Source organism: Mesorhizobium sp. M0030 (genome assembly GCF_040323695.1).
Lineage (GTDB): Bacteria > Pseudomonadota > Alphaproteobacteria > Rhizobiales > Rhizobiaceae > Mesorhizobium.
The window spans coordinates 1-15,652 of the sequence record NZ_JAMYVE010000012.1; the positions used below are offsets into that span (position 1 = coordinate 1).

A 15,652-nucleotide genomic window follows, 5' to 3' on the forward strand; every position below is an offset into this window, starting at 1 on the left:
AGTCTGTCATAGCTCCCTCTCCCTATTGGGGCGGAAGCATGTTGATCGCTCACAGCCGACGGACGCCCTTAGAGTTGCCGTCGATAGCACACTGTATGCCTGCGGGCCGCGGATGTCCCATTTATTAACAACTGCGTTGATCAGCGCGAGCCAAGCTTTGGCGCGCCCGCGCTAAGACGGCATTCAGATACTCCAGGAATTCGTCATCGCTTTTCGTTGACAAGCCGACTTGTCGAGCGCGAGTCACAATGCGCTCCTGGAGTGAAACCGCTGTCTCATAGTGGTCCACGATCATCTGAAATGAAGCGCTCACTGGGGCGGATTCAAAGAGCTGTGCCATTGTGGCAATGTAGTTCCAAGATGATGAGAGTCGATGCGGCCGCTGCTTTGCGTAACAATCGTACAATGTGCTCAAGAATGTGCGGTTACCGGATCTAGACGGCCTATCCGGAGGTGGTGTGGAATTCTGCTGACTTAGCAGCACGGATAGAACTCGTGATCCGCCACGCAGCACGCGCCAGATAGGACCAATAGGGCGTAACTAGCGACGCGAGCGCCGCCGCTGCGATGCAGTGAGCCGAATGCGCCGAGGCCCATCAACTTCCACCGGGTCACCTCGGCAGTGGCCGCCTTCACCCCGGTCATGTCTTCGCTGAGCGATTCACCGCGTCTTCAGCCTTGGCAAAACGCTGCACCAGCTTGTCGGTCTTGGCGTACATCTTCGATCGGCTGGCGGCTGGGCGCTGCTCGGATTGCTCGTAAGAGAGCGCGGCTCAAGCATCGCTGTCGTTTAATGTCGCGCCGGATCTCGGTTGCGTCTCGCTGAACGCCCTCCATGGACGCCCTTCATCGTGGGTCCACCAGGGCTTTCTTGTTGTCTGAATAGCCGCCTTCGTGCGCGAGCACCTTGGCAGGCGCTTTCTTTTCGCGCGAAATTGCCATCGTTTTCAAGCGGGAGGGTCGGGATGCAGATTTTCGATGACATCGAGGCGCTGCTGGATGCGGGTGAAGCCTCGACGGCACTTAAGGAAGTGCGGGCGCTGGTGCATCAATTTGGGCGCGGGTCCAGTGTCTTGGCGGGCGCGATCGACGACCTCATTATTGACCTGTCGACGCTATCATTCGTCGCCGATGCTTACGGAGGCCGCATCGCAGAGGCGGCGCGCATGTTGGCCCGAAAAAGACTATTGAAAATCAAGTTGCTCGCACCTCGTCAAAGCGTTGAAGTGGTCAGCTAGAGATTGGTGGTCGCTACGAAAAACGTGTAGACCTGCTCGGTGCTCCGACGCATCGAAACCTCTCGCCATCATCGGTTCCGTGCGGACGAAAGAGCCGCCTGACCCTGCGACCAGATGAAAGCTTGGACTTGCGGCAGACCGCAAGCAGTTGGAGCTTGAATTGCCGACACACTCTCAGGAACCGTTGCCGGGATCGCACTCCATTGGTCGTCGGCCCAGATCCGGCGCGCCTCGCTTAAGGTGCCGGTCGAATATGGCCAGCTTCTCTTCGTAGCCGATCCGCACTCTGGACCTGCAACTATCGCATTTGAAACCGGCAATCGTTTTCAGCCAGGATCCCCTTCTCACCATAGGGCGTGAACAGGAGGGGCATTGGAATTCTAAAGGTACGTCGCGCAGTTCATTTGATAGAGGCACTGTGCATGTTCTCCTCAGCGGCACGGCCACTGCAACAAAGTAGAAGGAGAAATGTTTCCGGCTTCGGCCATTTGCGCGAAAGAATCGGACCTAAGTCTAAATGGTGAGCGGCCTGAAACCCATTCGCCTTGCTATCGGCCTTTGCGTCGGAAATTGAAATAGCGAGGGTGATCGAAGGCGGCCCCGGGCGTGAGGCTGGCAAGTGGGGCCAAGACGGCGGCGGTAAAGCGGAGCCTGTGGCGATCAAATAACCGGTTCGCCCAGAATCTCGTTCACCCAGCTCATGGTTCTCAGCCCGTATGCCATTCCGGCGCAGTCGGCAAACCAGTCGAAGACACTCATGTCACGCCCTGTGACGCATTGAAGGATTTCGATCGCTGCGCCCGTTAAAGCAAGTAGAACCGCCAGCCGGACCACCTGTTGGGGCCAGCCGAGGCTACCCAAAGCCGACAAGGTGGCGAACGCGGCGGCGTGGTTGAGCTTGTCGTGATGAGACGTAAAGGCCAATCCGAGGGCGTGCAGCAAGTGGTCTGGCAATAGCGCGAGCAACAGGACGACCGCCAACGTGGAGAGAAAGGCAGCCCTTGCCATGCTCTGATAAAAGCTCGACTGCGGCAATCTATCCGCAGCACTCCCGGTTCCTAGTTCTCGCTTCCGATACTGGTGCACTAGGCAGAGCTCCAACCTGCATCTGAGCTACGAGCGCGAACAACTGGCATGCTTAACAGGCCTCCTGATGTCATCAGGAAGTTCCATGAAACAGCCTATGTCACTCTGGATGGTTCCATAGGGCGCTGCGAATGTCGCCCTCCATTGTGATGAGGCCGAGGGTTTCCTGCCGAAAAGGCGCGGCGGAATAGGCGAGCCATTGGTACCGCTTGCGCCCAGGTGCGATGCGTATCGTGCTGGGCGGGAGCGGAACTCTTTCCAGCCTTGGCCCAGCTGTGCAGCCGGGCCGACGCCCTTCTGAATTCAATTATCGCCGGCGTCGCGGCTAAAAGACGAAACCGCTGTTTAGTCTGGTCATCCCTGCCTTGGTGATCTCGCCTCTACATATTCCAATCCTGGACGCTAGGCCAGCAGCGGCCACTCGCGGCTGTCCATCAACAATCCCAAACATCAGGTCGCGGTTATATACAAAAAAGCCGGCCACCTTTCGGCAGCCGGCCAGTGCAAACAAGGAAGGGAACGTTGCACTGATGGGGCAGTGCACCGTCCGAAGCGTTTCCAGGCGACAATGTTCCACCGATGAGAGAACAAAGAAGGCTTCACCGCCAGCGCACATTCCCCTTAGCTGCGCTGTATTGCCAGCGGCTAGTCTCTAAAGGCCTTTAACCAGCCACGGATCGGTGTCGTATCCGAGGCGCGGCTTTTCCGGCGTTCCATCGGCCGGCAATTTGGCGGTTCCGGTCGGCCTGCAGTCCAGTTCGAGCACCTGCTTCTTGGCAGAGTGCTTCGTAGAGCAAAGGTCCGTGGCGTCACTCACCACCACCTTCTTCTCCTTGGCTATAGCGACACCAGTCCCAGCGATCACGATCGCCGCGCAAAACACAGCTACTCTCATCATACTCCCCACCGTTGCTCCTCCCCAAAAATGCTGAGCATGACGTTACGGCACATTTAAATTAGCGCAAGCGAATATTAGCTTGACTAGTCCCCTTCACATCGGCTCTGGTCGCCTCCCCCTTGCTGCCGGCGCCTTGCGAAACCGGCAGCGCGATATGCTAGGATGGGCGCATGCCTGCTCATGACCGGGCGGCCGCTGTTAACGACTTGAGCTTGACATGGCAGAGGGCTGCAACCGTCAAGTTTCCCAGGTCGTCGTGGCGATGAACGATCGCGTCGAGGATCGCTTACCAAGCGGCGTTTACTAAGTTCCGCTGGTGCAGCCCTGCGCGAACACCATAACCACGTGATGACAAATCAGCCATGTGTGTGGCGCGGCGGGCTTGTTCCGCTTGTGGCCGGCGCCTACCCACCCGGGTTCCCCAACCATGGCGTCGGCCATTTTCGTTCTCTCAGCGATTATAGGCCTTTGCTATCGGCCTATGTGTTGGCCTTGGATGGCGAGATCGCGGTTAGATCGCCTCGTTCGTTTGGATGTTTCGCTGGCGTTGGCAGGAGGCGCATATGTTCGCCAGCCGGCGGATACCACACCGCCCCACCGGTCAGGCCCAGCGCGTCCGCTGCAAAGTCCCCGCAGACCGCTGCTGGGCCGCTGGCGGGCAGCGGCTACTTGCTGACGATCCAATCCACCAAGCCAGTTTCGATCAGCTCGCACCCAGTGAAATCGCGCACCAGGGCCTTGGCTAAATCGCGCCATTGACACTCAGGCGTACCCGTTTCCCCTACTAGGGCTCGGAATGCACATCGGAGAACGTCGGCTTGAAAGGCGGAGACGGCAACAGTAGACGGGTCGGCATCTTCCCAGCCTAGCGCCACGTCGCGACGACGTTGACCAAGGCGCTTCAGAAGCTCGCGTGAGGCTCGGATGGCCCTGCGCGATTGATCCATGTCCCGGCGAAATGTGGCGGGTTCCGCCATGGACTTCTGGCGCATCAGCAAGGTGGCCGTAGTGGCCGCTCGAGCGATATCTATGGGCGTTGCAACCATCGCAGCCTCCCAGAAAAGGCAATGGCAAACGACACATTAATAAGCTCGCCGAAACTCTCTCCGCAATGAAAAGAGTTGTACGAATTTTACCAACCCGCACCCTTTCAGTGATGCCGGGCCGCTGCTGTCCTCGCTCTTGTTCTGTCATCGTAATGAAGGACGACATCTCCGAGCACCCGTAGCACACCTGTTGCATGGAAAAAGCTGTAGGCGTTTATAGGTGCCCGGGCACTCCGCCATTTGTTTGCGTTGTGGAGCGGGACAAAGCAGGCTTCCTCACTCAGGCCGCCTACCGTGAAGCGGGGCACAAGCCCGACTTCGACGCATTGCCTTGGGAAGCTGAATACAGGGCCGCCAACTCAACCAAGCGGGCCGTATCCTAGCTGGCAACCAGGGGCACCGTGACGGTCGTGGCGTAATTTATCGGATACTGGTCGAAATACGGGAAAGCGATGACGAAGGCATAGCTGGCGGTCAGATGCGCCATCTTGAAACCGCCGCTGGCAGGGTCGGTCGCGATCGTCACAATGACGTTCTTCAGACCCAGGTTCACCAATTTCTGCGTGGCGATAGCCTGGATGTCGCTCTGCGAAAGCGTGTTGTTCAGCTGCAGCGCCCGAGAAGAGGTTTCCAGCGTATAGCGGACGGTCGACACGGCATTCATGGCCCAGCCGAAGGCGAAGATTCCGAACAAAAGCATAACCAGGAAAGGCGCGATCAAGGCGAATTCCAGCCCTGTTCCGCCGGAGCAGTCACGGCGCCATCTGGACCCGATCCTTTCAGCGGACACGGATCACCTCCTGATGGCTGATCGCGCGCGGGTCCGGGAAGACACCGAAGTTAAACGGGGGCACCCAGGTGCCCGTGGCCGTTATCTGGACGAAGACAGTCGGCAGCTTTGTTCCGCCGCAGATGGTGGTCTCATCCACGACCGTGGTGCCGCACAAATAGGAGCGGATCAGCACGACGGCGGCGTCCTCGGGCTTGTCGTTCCAGCTCGAAAGCGCGACCGCCTGCGTTCCCGTGTCATTGGACGCGCCGGCCATTACGAGATTGGCCGCGGTTTTAACGCCCGCGCGCATCTGCAGGTAACTCGTCACGTAGGACCAGCCGTCGGCGATGCCGAGGCAAACGAGGCACAGGACCGGCAGCAACATGGAAAACTCCACGGCAGCTATCCCGGATTTGTCCCGGACAATGCGCAAGGTCCGCCCACCCATCCGGCTACTCGACGAGCTGAACGGACAGCGCCGCCGGAATGTCGTCCATCCCGAGGCCTTTGCAGTTCTGCTTGATCGTCGTACTGCCTGACCACTGGATAGTGTCGGCGACGACCTGAGTGCAGCCACCGTTCCCCGAGAAGTTGCCAAGGTAGTTGACCTGCTGCCTGGGAAAATAGATGGCGCCGGTCAAAAGCGAGTCCGCTGTGCCGTTGAAGGTGCTCTGTGCCGCAGTCCCGGTCCTGTCGCCGTAGAACAGCACGCCGGAATAGGCTCCGGAGGTAGGCGCGCTCAGCGTCACCTTGGCGTTGCCGTTCATGCTGACGGTGTTGCTGCCTGCCATGAAGATGGTTACCCCGCTGCCGGCGACGACCGCGTTGGCGTTGACCTTCATACCGCCCTGCACGACGTAGACGCCTGGCTGCAGGGTGACGTTGCCGCTGAGGCTCATGCCGCTACAGTAGGTGCCAGGCTGGAGTGTTTGCGACGTCTTGTTGCCGTTGACATTCTTGCAAGGGTTGCCGGCTGTCGGCGTCGCCAAGCCGGAGAAAGGATCGGCTGCCGGCAAGGCTCGGGTGATGTTGGACTTGCAGACTGTGGTCGCTGGATTGTTCAGCACCATGCCGCCGACCGTGATCAGGCAGTCGGCCTTGAGCACCGCCGAGCCCTGCGTCTTTATGGCGTCCGAGGCAATCGAGTCCGACATGACCGAACAGCCGGTGAGGTTGACGGTGGTGTTGCCGGAAAAGAGCGCAGCCTGGGAGGCCGACGGACTGAGCGCCAGCACGCAAGCTTTGGAGGCGTCATTGATCAGCGCCACCGCCCTTGCCTGTTCGGCAACGGGCGCCTGGTTGAAAATCGCCGTGAAGTAGCGGTCGAGGTTCTGCTTGACGATGACCTCCACTGCCTTCTTCGCGGTGTTCGGGCCGGACAATGGCGGCGTGTTGACCTGGATCGTGCCCGGCGTGGCAAAATTGTTCGAGGTCGCGGACTGCGTGGCGGCGGCGATGATGGTCGGGTTATCGGAACCCGCGACTTTCTCGAGCGCGCCGGGATAGGCCGCGGCATCGGCAACGGCCTGCAGCTTAAGGCTGCTGTAATACCAGAAGGATGCCTCCACACCGAGGCCGGCGCCGCCGACCACGACCGGCAAGGTGAAGGCAACGATGACGGCAACGTTACCGTTCGTGAGGCGCCTTAGGCGGCCCAAAGCAAACCAGATCCGGGTGAACGCGTTGGATGCCATATGTATTAGGAACCACGAATAGATAAACGAATGTGTAAAAAACCCGTTCCGATTCGATGAAGTCCGACCTGCCAGACGAAGTAGATGTGCTGCAATTCCTCCTCGCCTCGCATGTGCTTCACGCGGCGTCATCATTACGGCCAACGGAGGCGCATTGCTGACCGGCAGCTTTGGGGCCGCAACCTGACCGTCCGTGATTGAGAGCCACATGGCTGCGCGGCTGTTCCGCCATTGAGCCTCGACAGGAGTCCTAGATCCACACACGCATATCTTGGGTCGATCGCGCTTCGCGCAAGGCGCCAAATTGCCAGGTCGTGAGTTCGGACAGCGGAAGCATTCTCCTCATGGGTGTGGTTTGTGAAGCACAAGATTTCACGATCACCACCAAGTTCGGGATGACAGCTTCGTGTTGATCCCGATGATCGGCAGCGTCTGCGGTGAAGTCTCCGTTTAGCGGCTTACCCGGATAGACGGCAATGCAGGAGATCGGCAGTCTCCTGTTCAAGCATATCCATGGGCCATCACCGTCGCGGCCCTGAGGTTACCCAGCCGCAGGAGGGTCCTAAAGCCGCACAATCTTGTCGAGATGTAGCCGTATCCGCTGGCCTTCAGCGAAGGACAGCGCAAACGATTCCAGGCCGAATGAGCGTGTGATTTCCTGGTCGGTCTCTATGATGCGCACGACCCATTCGCCACTGGCTCCGACCACCTCCACGCGAGGCAACGCCTTGCGGATTGGCACCACGTAGCTCATCACATCCTCCCTACGAAAAGCAATGGCAAGTCGATTTAAGACCCTGGTAGTCGGTAGTTCAATAACAAATCCTTGTGCGGATCGGACGAACCACCCTGGATGGGCAGTACGAATGCGGGCGAATCACACCTCAGTCAGGCGAACCCTCCCGGGAACCTTCCGTGAGATAGCCTCTGCTTTGGGTCGTTGGCATTCAGGATGGCCGCCAGCTCTTCGGCATACTCCATGTCGGGAAGGTCGACAGATGGGTGGCCCGCTACAATAGCCGGCAGCCCGGTGAACACGTCGAATACCGTCCACGTCCCATCCGGTTCCCGCCTTACCCCGTACCGCAGAGTTGCCATGAGAGGACGCTAATGGAGGCCGCGAATATATGGTACAAAAAATGCGAGCGGGCGATCGGGCAACAGGCACGCCTTTCCGGAACTGTTGTCGCTGCGACGGGTTCGGTCGGGCATGACCAGAATAGCCGACCTCGGACCGCCCATCCCCGGCAAGCCACATGACCTGACTGGGAAGAGCATTTCTATGCGCGCCCCATTTGCGCGCAAAAGGTAGACCGTCGCGACTTCCGCCAGGTGATGTGGCACGAGCAACCGGACCACCAGCCGCTGGAATTCGACGCCTAAGAGCGCAGCACAACCCAACTGGTCATCGCTATCGAAGCAGCGTTTGCGGGGCGGCCGCTTCTAGGCGCATGGTGGCTAGATGACCCGAATACGGGTGGGATCGGATGGCGCCACGATTTATGCGAAACCACTGTCCTGGCCGACCGAACCGGCGGCTGGCTGGTCCGGGCCGGAATGAACCGGGGCAATGCCCGGCTCAACGGCTACGCTCTCGATCAAGTGCAACTGGTCCCGGAAGATCGCGCCGTGGAGGTCGGTTTCGGCGGCGCAGTTTTACTGCCGCAATTTCGCCGTGAGGCAGCATTCGTTTGCGGGGTTGACCGCTCGCAGATGTCGTGAACGCTGCCTGCCGCCGGTTCGCCGATGCAGTGCGCGCCGGACGAGCCGAGTTCCGAGTCGGGCTAGTCGAGGACTTGCCCTTGCCGGATAGCACATTCGACAAGGCTCTCAGCGTCCACACAGTGTACTTCTGGCAAAGCCTTAGAGCTGGATCCGCAGAGCTCGCTCGCGTCCTCAAACCAGGCGGTCGCGTCGTGCTTGGCTTCCTTCCGAAGGCGCATATGGACAGGATGAACATGCCGGCCGACATTTTTACACCTCGCGAGCCGGATGAGGTCATTGCTGCCTTGCGAGATGCAGGGCTCAGCGACCCTGAAGTGCGGAGACCGAGCACGGAAACCGCATGGCTCGTTGTGACAGGCACGCGAAGATAAGTTTCGGCGCCTGGAAGCGGAAAAGCCCGCCGCCGAAGCCAACTGGCTTTGTTGCAGGGGTTTGCCTAGGCTCCTCTGGGTTCAACACTGGGTGCCAATTGCGCCGTCACTGCGCTGAGACGCCCACGTTTGGTCAGTACTGGCTTGCTGTATTCTTTCTTCACTGCAGTCCCTCTCTAGCGAATTTCGGCAAAGCGCCTTGGGCCTAAAGGTTCTCACTCATCGGTGCAGGTTGATGGCGTGCACACAGCCGTTACGGCCGAGAGCTTCTCGCGCTTCTTAGGTCCGGCTTCTGATAAGGCTTCTTCATGCAGGGTTCCCCACGTTTGTCCCTCAATGCGAAAATGCGGTGCGCCGACCACGATTGTCAACCGGAAACACTGAAGTAGCGGCCGAGCGACGCCAGGGGCCGGCACGCGCGGTCAGGGCGGCGTGCGCAGCGTGGATGCTGAAATTGCCTGGCCGGTTGCCATGGCCTGCTAACGAGCGCACACTGCTGCGGTCGCCTCGAAAAATCAAAAACAAACAGGCACGAGGCGCTTGGGAGCGATCATCAGGCTTTCGCCCGACCAGGGAGAAGGCCCATGCCCACACAGGCACAGAGCCGGCTCATGTATTTTATGGGCCAACTCGTTCACAACGAGAGCATCGTTTCCAAGCAGGATATTATCGTCGGCTTACTGGATCACGAAGGCAGTCCGACGGCCGACGCCGACGAATTGCTGGCGAACTTGCATCGATCACTGCAACAGGCCCGACAGAGCTTGCACGAGGCGCAAGAGATCTATGGAGTCAGAAATGCGGAGTAGCGAAAAAACAAAACTCGCATACACAGCCGCAGAGTTCGCCGAAAAACACGGTTTGACCGTGAAGGCAGCCGAAATCATCTTGTCCGTGAACGGCTCCTCACGTGTCGCTTGGGATGCAGCAGCACGCGCATTCAAAGAAGCGGTTGCGCACCGAGAACACAGCAATGACGGCGAATGAGGCCCGCGCCTGCTTCCGAGGCTGCGCGGGCCGACCATGACGAGTGGAGAGGACATCTTGGTCACCGGCAGGAATCGCTGAAGAACGAGCCGGGTGTGACCGAACAGCCTCAGAGCGAGGATGTTCCCGACTGACGCAAAAAAGCCCGCCAGCATGAGCCGGCGGGCCAAGTAATGGGTCGCTGTCCAAATGACGCGTTAGGTGTCTTCAGATGGATTTTGGTCGAGAAGCCGCCGCGCGTCAGGCGCAACAGATCGGGCGCCGATTGAACGCCCTGCGGACGCAGGAACGCCTTCGTCTCGCGGGCGCTCCGCGTAAGCAAATCTTCGCCGCCGAGAAGCTCAATCGTCTCGGTCCAACCGTCGTCTGCAAGCAATTCGTGTGTCATCCCAGTTAGAATCCCACCGGATTCCGCAGGGCAATACCTATCTTATCGCCTATGCCCTTTTGCCCCTACCGCCGAGACATGAGCGCGCACCACGGAGCTGTCGAACATCTGCACCAAGTGCGCCGACGACGAGAGCGCAGCGAGATGATCAAAGAACGTTTCGAACACGCCCGCCTTGCTCAGCCGGTCGAAGCGTTTCCAAACGCTGTTCCATTTGCCGAAACGCTCCGGCAGCGCTCGCCATGTAATGTTGTGGACTGAGAATAGTGCAGAGCCTCCACGAATAGCAGGTCGTCCCGACCCTTGGCTCCGCGCCGTGGCAGCGATCCGCGGAACACCTCCACCGCCGCCAACCAATCCATCTCCGTCATCTTCGTAGACATTGCCGACCTCCAGAATCAGTCGGCAATCTATGAATCACACCGGATTCCTCTCAAACCAATACCCGTGTCGTTGCGCCCACCGCGGCTAGGGATGAAGTCCCAGACGCTTAACGGAAGAAGCGGCGAAATCGATGAACTCCCTGACCCGTGCGGGCACAAACTTCTGTGCCGGATAAGCAAAGAATAGGCCGGTAAACGGTGAACGCAGTTCGGGGAGTACCCGCACCAGATCGAGCTGATGGGCGAGATAGCCTGGAAGAAAGCTGATGCCCAATCCCATCGCCACGAGCGCCCTCACCGTTAGCAGATCATCGCAGGCGAGGCCCCCTGTCAGGTCAACACCGATCTTCCGGTCGCCCGCCAGCATCGGCAGCGGTCGCGCCCATGCCTTGCTGAGGGCGATGAGATCGTGATGTTCGAGTTGCTCCAGTGAGACAGGTGTGCCCCGGCGGTCGAGGTAGGCCTGGGAAGCAAACAGTCCTGAAGGACCCGTCACGAAAGCGCGTGAGATCAGGCTGGAATCGCGCAACGGGCCGACGCGCACGGCGAGGTCGATGCCGTCGGCAACGAGATCGGCAACGCGGTCGGTGACGACGAGATCAACGGCAACCGCCGGATAAGCCTTACGGAACGCTGCAATAACAGGCGGTAGAAGCGTCTGCGCGATTTCCACTGACGCCGTCAGCCGAACATATCTCGTCGATGCGCATTCCCGGATTATGCAGAAAACGGGATGCTCATTCCAGTCATCTCATATTTTCCGGGCAATGCATTTGCGCGATGATTTCGCTTGTGGAAATCGCCAGCAGGGGAGCGGAGGCCATGAACGATCAATCGATCAATCCCAATGACGCCGCCAGCGTCGTCGAAAAATATGCCATCAACCCGCGCGTTCGGGTCGGTCACGTCCATCTCAACGTCGCCGACATCGAGCGATCGCTAGCCTTTTATTGCGGTGCCCTCGGGTTCGGCGTCACCATGTCGCTAAGCGAGGAGGCTGCCTTTCTCGCGGCGGGCGGATATCACCATCATCTGGCGCTCACTAACTGGAAAAGCCGCGGCGGCGCCGCGCCCCCGATTGGCACGACGGGCCTACACCATGTCGCCTTTCTCTATCCGACACGGGCGGCGTTGGCGGCTGCGCTGCGCCGCCTGCGAGCAGCAGGGGTGACGCTCACCGGCGCGATGACCATGGCGGCTCGGAGGCGATCTATGTGCGCGATCCCCGGCAACGGGGTAGAACTCTATTGGGATCGCCCGGAAGCGGAATGGCCGCGCAACCCGGACGGCGCGCTGAAACTGGTCAGCAATCCGCTCGACGTGGACAATCTCGCCCGCGAGGGGGATCAGACTGCTAAGCCGGCCACCGCCATGGCGGGCTGCGTTCGGAGGACTGCTGCGACAGTGCTAGCCATTCACCGAGCCACGGAGCCGGTTGGCTGCGAGCGGAGGGCAACCGTTCGGCTGGCGGGCTTCGCCCCCCAGGTATTAAAGTGTACGCTTCGAGAAGACCGCCGGCAAACTCAAGCGCTTAAAATGCATCGCAATACCCTGCGGGAAGAGAAGCGAAGCTTCGCATCCGAGCTTATAGGACTTGACCGGCGGCTAGCCAGACGGCTCCCGCGCGGCTGAGACGGCCCTGTCCCGTTCCTTTGGATGAACTGCGCCTTGTGGCCGGTGATGTTCTCGATCGCCTTCAAAAGGGGTCGATGGACCTCACAGAGCTTGGCATGCTCGCTGTGGTACGCACAGCGACCCGAATATGCTCTTGTGCAGCGCTTCGGCTGCCGCCAGGAAGCGCTCGATTTCAGCCCGGGAAAGCTGTTCGGAAGGTTTGGTTCTGGCCATTGGTGCTTGCGCAATTACTAATTTAGTGAAACCTTACGTTCTTCTGGGGAGTAGACGTGAGACCGGTCGGTCCAGCTATGGGGCGGCATTGAACATGATGTTTTTTCCGCGATTACTGATTGGGATGTTTGCCACGTCGACCGTGGTAGCGACCTGGATTTACCTAGCAACCGATTCGTTCTGGAGGTCCCTTGCATGGACCTTGCTGATTTTTATCATCTTTCAGGTTGCATATTTCCTATTTTCATTCGCGCTTTTCTACAAGTAAGTTTTGGATGAAAAGAACCGAAGAAAAACCGAACACTGCCGAGCCTACCTGTCGAGACGGCGGTGTCTCATCTGAAGGGCGCTCGATGACGCTTTGAGGGAGACCGCCAGACACGAGAGCAGCGATCATGCTAATCTTTGCGAACCATGCGAAAGAAGGAAAGCCGTGGCAGCGCCAACAATCATCGAAAAGCGCGCTGGCGCTGGATGTCGCCACGGAGATCGTCGTTAGGGTGCGGACCGACGACGCCGAAGCCGAGGAGGGCGAGCGGGGTCTAAGGAGGAAACACAGATGGCTGCCTATCTGATAGCGGATGTAGACGTAAAAGACGCTGCCTTGTTCGAGGAATATCGGCGGGACGTTCCCGCTACCGAAGAGCAGTACGGTGGGCGGTACCTGGGCCGCGGTGGCGCCACCAAGGTTTTGGAAGGTGATTGGGATCCACACCGACTGGTCATTGTCGAATTCCCCGACATGGCGTCATTGATGGGCTGGTATAATTCGCCGGAATACGCCCGGCTGATCGAGATCCGCAAACGTTCCGCTAACACCAGGATCATCGCTTTAGAAGGGATTGCAACGCCTGCCGCGTGACCCATAAGCGCGGCCAGCGGACCCGACGACAGTTGGGCATCCTCAGCGTCATTTCTTCCTCACGGCGAGATGCCGGAGCAGCAAGACCACTTAGTACCGTCTATGATCAATTTGCCGCTGCGCCGGCGAGCGAGCAAAAAACGCGGGAACAGGTGTCTCGTGACCGCCGTGTTATCCCGATCATCCGAAGACGTTCGCTCTGGTGCGGGACGACTTCAAGTTCTTTTTCAAGGGTGTTCGGAGGTTGGCCCACGGCTGAAGGGCTGCACAACCAAGGGCGACGATCAGCTTCTCCACCTTCAGACACATCGTGATAACCTGTCGGCCATGAAATCGGTGGCTTGAGAGAAACGTGGGCGGGCCCCAGGAGACTAATTTCTGCCCATGGGGAAGGCGATGTCCGCGCTAGCCGGAATGTCAGCTACCGAAGATCCGCCGCGTGAAGGCTGCCAGTCCGCTAACGGCCGCCCCAAAGCTGCCGGTCAACACAAGATCGCATTGGAACCGATCCTTCGCATCCCCCGTTATCGAATGGAAGGGACATTACTTGTCATTAGGAGATGAAGAATGAAGCGGCTTCTTTTTGCCACTGCCATGATGGCTGTTTCCAGCGGGCTTGCGTTCGCGGGGACGACAGGGACAACAGGGACGACGTCGAGTGGCTCCTCCACTACCACAACGATGCCGACGACAGATAACAACACGGATTCGACCACAACGAAGTCGACCAATTCGAACTCAGCGAAGGACTGTGCGCCCGGCCAGCAGAGTGGCAGTGCTAAGCAGGCCGCTCCTGGTCAACAGGATGACACCAGTGCCAAGTCCGCAGCCCCTGGACAGATGAAAACGACTGCCGAAGGTTGCTAATTGTGGCGGGAGGGGCTGGTTTGCACCGGCCGGAATGGATGCCTCCCGCTGCCGACCGGCGGCAACGGACCGGCCCGCGCCCTTCGATCAGCGCGGGCCGTTTTTCTGAAAGAACCTCCCTTAATCGTCCAAGGAGCCTGCAGCCTTTTCTTGGGCGAGCCGGAATGCATAGTTGGTTGCGGATGTGATTGTTGAATAGCGGCCCTTGGTGGGGCAGATTTGAACGCGACAAACGCCTCAAGCGGCACGCCCAGGAAATCGTATTGCTTCCCCCCTCGCTCAAACAGACCGAGAGAACCCTGGTCCGGGTCAATAGTCGAACTTGCGCATCGAGGTCGACGGCATGGTGCGTTTCAAGAAACCAGCGTGAGCCGCGGCCAGCCGGGTATGGACCGCCCTACAGGCTGAGCTGTATTCGAAGATGTGGCCGGGCGTAGAATGACCTCGCGTTCCGCCGCTTCGCGCGCCGCCCTGATCGGAGTTTTCGCGTTGACGGTGTGGGTGGCCGTCACGGCATCGGCTGCGATCTCCTCAACACGGTATTTCGGCACTTTTGTTCCTAAGCGTCGGTAGCGACTCCGCTTGTTTAGGGGTCGCCCTCAAAGAGGAGAAAAGGTGGCAAGCTCGTCGTCTCCCTGCCGCCGGGGGTGTGACCCGGCGGCTTGCACGTTCGACTAGGGTCGTTTCAGCGGTGACCGGTCTTACGGCGTTGGCGCAGGATCCTGTTTGGAAGCCATCTCGTCGATCTTCTCGGCAAGCACGCTGTTGGCCCATTCGGTGACCTCGGCGTCGACCGGCTTGTTGGCCATATCGGCGAGCGCGTCATCCAGCGATGGGACGGCGGCAGCAGCATCGGCCGCCGCTATATTGGCGGCATCGAGCGCCGCCTGCGCTGCATCGATCTGCTCCTGGGTCGGGACTTGGTCGGCCGGAGTATTCGGGTCGTTCAATTTGGCGTTCAACGCGTCGACTTCCGCTTGGGCGGCATCTACCGCGGCTTGGGCGCCCTTGGCGGCAGCCGAAGCTGTCACATAAGCCTGAATGCCGGCGAATTTCTTGCTCTTGGAGTTCATATAAGCGTTGATGTTGCGCTGCAGCGAGTTCAGCCGGCCAAGCTTGGCGTGAATGTTCTTGTCCTTAGGCGTCGCGGCGACCTCAATGTCGTCGACGGCGACCTGGTCTTCGCCCGAGGCCTTCTTTCCGGCGTGAGCCGATGCCGACTTGCCGTGCGAAGCGCTGTTGCCGGACTTCCCGCCGCCGTTGCCGGACTTGCCGCTATTGCCGTGACCACCGCCATTGCCGTGACCACCACCATTGCCGTGACCACCACCATTGCCGTGACCACCACCGTTTCCACCCGCACCAGCGAAAGCAGGAGCGGTCACTAGCGCAAGCGCGGCAAGCGCCGCCAAAAGGGTTTTTCGGGATGTCATGGTACCTCCTCAGGCGAATAGCCACCTCGCCGATTCGTTATAGAGCGGCTTATA

19 protein-coding genes are annotated in these 15,652 nt (G+C 59.4%); 7 read left to right on the forward strand and 12 right to left on the reverse strand.

The window, feature by feature from the left end; genetic code table 11:
- Positions 1-474 precede the first annotated feature (474 nt).
- Complete coding sequence (locus NKJ80_RS22345) at positions 475-645, reverse strand: DUF1515 family protein (RefSeq protein WP_023673960.1); 171 nt, start codon at positions 643-645, stop codon at positions 475-477.
- Positions 646-965: 320 nt separating this feature from the next.
- Between NKJ80_RS22345 and NKJ80_RS22350 the strand changes: the two genes are divergently transcribed.
- The gene (locus NKJ80_RS22350; RefSeq protein WP_023690703.1) at positions 966-1,238 is read left to right on the forward strand and encodes a hypothetical protein; all 273 of its coding nucleotides are present in this window, start codon (positions 966-968) and stop codon (positions 1,236-1,238) included.
- A 660-nt stretch (positions 1,239-1,898) separates the two neighbouring features.
- Here NKJ80_RS22350 and NKJ80_RS22355 read toward each other — a convergent pair.
- The 7 genes from NKJ80_RS22355 to NKJ80_RS22385 form a co-directional block, all read right to left on the reverse strand.
- Positions 1,899-2,273 carry a VanZ family protein gene (locus NKJ80_RS22355; RefSeq protein WP_245260896.1) on the reverse strand — a complete coding sequence of 125 codons (375 nt, stop codon included), beginning with the start codon at positions 2,271-2,273 and terminating at the stop codon, positions 1,899-1,901.
- Positions 2,274-2,976: 703 nt separating this feature from the next.
- Entirely contained in the window at positions 2,977-3,222 is a 246-nt protein-coding gene (locus NKJ80_RS22360) for a hypothetical protein (RefSeq protein ID WP_023673947.1), read from the reverse strand.
- A 665-nt stretch (positions 3,223-3,887) separates the two neighbouring features.
- Positions 3,888-4,268, reverse strand: coding sequence for a hypothetical protein (locus tag NKJ80_RS22365; protein ID WP_023690706.1), 381 nt, complete (start codon positions 4,266-4,268; stop codon positions 3,888-3,890).
- 379 nt (positions 4,269-4,647) lie between these two features.
- Complete coding sequence (locus NKJ80_RS22370; RefSeq protein ID WP_352498337.1) at positions 4,648-5,058, reverse strand: TadE/TadG family type IV pilus assembly protein; 411 nt, start codon at positions 5,056-5,058, stop codon at positions 4,648-4,650.
- On the reverse strand, positions 5,048-5,488 hold the full coding sequence (locus NKJ80_RS22375) for a TadE/TadG family type IV pilus assembly protein (protein ID WP_352498338.1): 441 nt from the start codon (positions 5,486-5,488) through the stop codon (positions 5,048-5,050). The genes NKJ80_RS22370 and NKJ80_RS22375 overlap by 11 nt, the downstream gene beginning before the upstream one ends.
- A 4-nt stretch (positions 5,489-5,492) precedes the next feature.
- Positions 5,493-6,734: a pilus assembly protein TadG-related protein gene (locus NKJ80_RS22380; protein ID WP_352498339.1), complete on the reverse strand. Its 1,242-nt coding sequence runs from the start codon at positions 6,732-6,734 to the stop codon at positions 5,493-5,495.
- A gap of 562 nt (positions 6,735-7,296) precedes the next feature.
- On the reverse strand, positions 7,297-7,488 hold the full coding sequence (locus NKJ80_RS22385) for a hypothetical protein (protein ID WP_352498340.1): 192 nt from the start codon (positions 7,486-7,488) through the stop codon (positions 7,297-7,299).
- A 964-nt stretch (positions 7,489-8,452) separates the two neighbouring features.
- Here NKJ80_RS22385 and NKJ80_RS22390 point away from each other — a divergent pair.
- From NKJ80_RS22390 to NKJ80_RS22400, 3 genes are all read left to right on the forward strand, one after another.
- On the forward strand, positions 8,453-8,830 hold the full coding sequence (locus NKJ80_RS22390) for a class I SAM-dependent methyltransferase (RefSeq protein WP_023734843.1): 378 nt from the start codon (positions 8,453-8,455) through the stop codon (positions 8,828-8,830).
- A 584-nt stretch (positions 8,831-9,414) separates the two neighbouring features.
- Positions 9,415-9,639 (forward strand): hypothetical protein, encoded by a 225-nt coding sequence (locus NKJ80_RS22395; RefSeq protein WP_023716269.1) that lies wholly within the window; start codon positions 9,415-9,417, stop codon positions 9,637-9,639.
- Complete coding sequence (locus NKJ80_RS22400; protein WP_245260902.1) at positions 9,629-9,817, forward strand: hypothetical protein; 189 nt, start codon at positions 9,629-9,631, stop codon at positions 9,815-9,817. Before NKJ80_RS22395 ends, NKJ80_RS22400 begins: the two co-directional genes overlap by 11 nt.
- 109 nt (positions 9,818-9,926) lie before the next feature.
- Here NKJ80_RS22400 and NKJ80_RS22405 read toward each other — a convergent pair whose 3' ends face one another.
- The 3 genes from NKJ80_RS22405 to NKJ80_RS22415 form a co-directional block, all read right to left on the reverse strand.
- A complete protein-coding gene (locus NKJ80_RS22405) occupies positions 9,927-10,205 on the reverse strand; it encodes a hypothetical protein (RefSeq protein WP_023734835.1) in 279 nt (92 codons plus the stop codon).
- A 42-nt stretch (positions 10,206-10,247) separates the two neighbouring features.
- Complete coding sequence (locus tag NKJ80_RS22410) at positions 10,248-10,562, reverse strand: transposase (protein WP_198029761.1); 315 nt, start codon at positions 10,560-10,562, stop codon at positions 10,248-10,250.
- A 111-nt stretch (positions 10,563-10,673) separates the two neighbouring features.
- On the reverse strand, positions 10,674-11,309 hold the full coding sequence (locus NKJ80_RS22415) for a LysR substrate-binding domain-containing protein (RefSeq protein WP_084023813.1): 636 nt from the start codon (positions 11,307-11,309) through the stop codon (positions 10,674-10,676).
- Positions 11,310-11,410: 101 nt separating this feature from the next.
- On the opposite strand from NKJ80_RS22415, the gene NKJ80_RS22420 reads away from it, so the two are divergent.
- From NKJ80_RS22420 to NKJ80_RS22425, 3 genes are all read left to right on the forward strand, one after another.
- On the forward strand, positions 11,411-12,220 hold the full coding sequence (locus tag NKJ80_RS22420) for a VOC family protein (RefSeq protein ID WP_352498341.1): 810 nt from the start codon (positions 11,411-11,413) through the stop codon (positions 12,218-12,220).
- 340 nt (positions 12,221-12,560) lie between these two features.
- Entirely contained in the window at positions 12,561-12,704 is a 144-nt protein-coding gene (locus NKJ80_RS31480) for an exopolysaccharide production repressor protein (protein ID WP_502902222.1), read from the forward strand.
- Between the two features lie 291 nt (positions 12,705-12,995).
- Positions 12,996-13,298, forward strand: coding sequence for a DUF1330 domain-containing protein (locus NKJ80_RS22425; protein WP_352498342.1), 303 nt, complete (start codon positions 12,996-12,998; stop codon positions 13,296-13,298).
- 1,568 nt (positions 13,299-14,866) lie between these two features.
- Here NKJ80_RS22425 and NKJ80_RS22430 read toward each other — a convergent pair.
- A complete protein-coding gene (locus NKJ80_RS22430) occupies positions 14,867-15,598 on the reverse strand; it encodes a hypothetical protein (RefSeq protein ID WP_023694064.1) in 732 nt (243 codons plus the stop codon).
- Positions 15,599-15,652: the final 54 nt, after the last annotated feature.

Coding starts and splice junctions, on each gene's coding strand:
- NKJ80_RS22350 (WP_023690703.1), top strand. CDS start 966: ATGCAGATTTTCGATGACATCGAGGCGCTGCTGGATGCGGGTGAAGCC.
- NKJ80_RS22345 (WP_023673960.1), bottom strand. CDS start 645: ATGACCGGGGTGAAGGCGGCCACTGCCGAGGTGACCCGGTGGAAGTTG.
- NKJ80_RS22425 (WP_352498342.1), top strand. CDS start 12,996: ATGGCTGCCTATCTGATAGCGGATGTAGACGTAAAAGACGCTGCCTTG.
- NKJ80_RS31480 (WP_502902222.1), top strand. CDS start 12,561: ATGTTTGCCACGTCGACCGTGGTAGCGACCTGGATTTACCTAGCAACC.
- NKJ80_RS22395 (WP_023716269.1), top strand. CDS start 9,415: ATGCCCACACAGGCACAGAGCCGGCTCATGTATTTTATGGGCCAACTC.
- NKJ80_RS22365 (WP_023690706.1), bottom strand. CDS start 4,268: ATGGTTGCAACGCCCATAGATATCGCTCGAGCGGCCACTACGGCCACC.
- NKJ80_RS22375 (WP_352498338.1), bottom strand. CDS start 5,488: ATGGGTGGGCGGACCTTGCGCATTGTCCGGGACAAATCCGGGATAGCT.
- NKJ80_RS22385 (WP_352498340.1), bottom strand. CDS start 7,488: ATGAGCTACGTGGTGCCAATCCGCAAGGCGTTGCCTCGCGTGGAGGTG.
- NKJ80_RS22405 (WP_023734835.1), bottom strand. CDS start 10,205: ATGACACACGAATTGCTTGCAGACGACGGTTGGACCGAGACGATTGAG.
- NKJ80_RS22380 (WP_352498339.1), bottom strand. CDS start 6,734: ATGGCATCCAACGCGTTCACCCGGATCTGGTTTGCTTTGGGCCGCCTA.
- NKJ80_RS22420 (WP_352498341.1), top strand. CDS start 11,411: ATGAACGATCAATCGATCAATCCCAATGACGCCGCCAGCGTCGTCGAA.
- NKJ80_RS22360 (WP_023673947.1), bottom strand. CDS start 3,222: ATGATGAGAGTAGCTGTGTTTTGCGCGGCGATCGTGATCGCTGGGACT.
- NKJ80_RS22430 (WP_023694064.1), bottom strand. CDS start 15,598: ATGACATCCCGAAAAACCCTTTTGGCGGCGCTTGCCGCGCTTGCGCTA.
- NKJ80_RS22400 (WP_245260902.1), top strand. CDS start 9,629: ATGCGGAGTAGCGAAAAAACAAAACTCGCATACACAGCCGCAGAGTTC.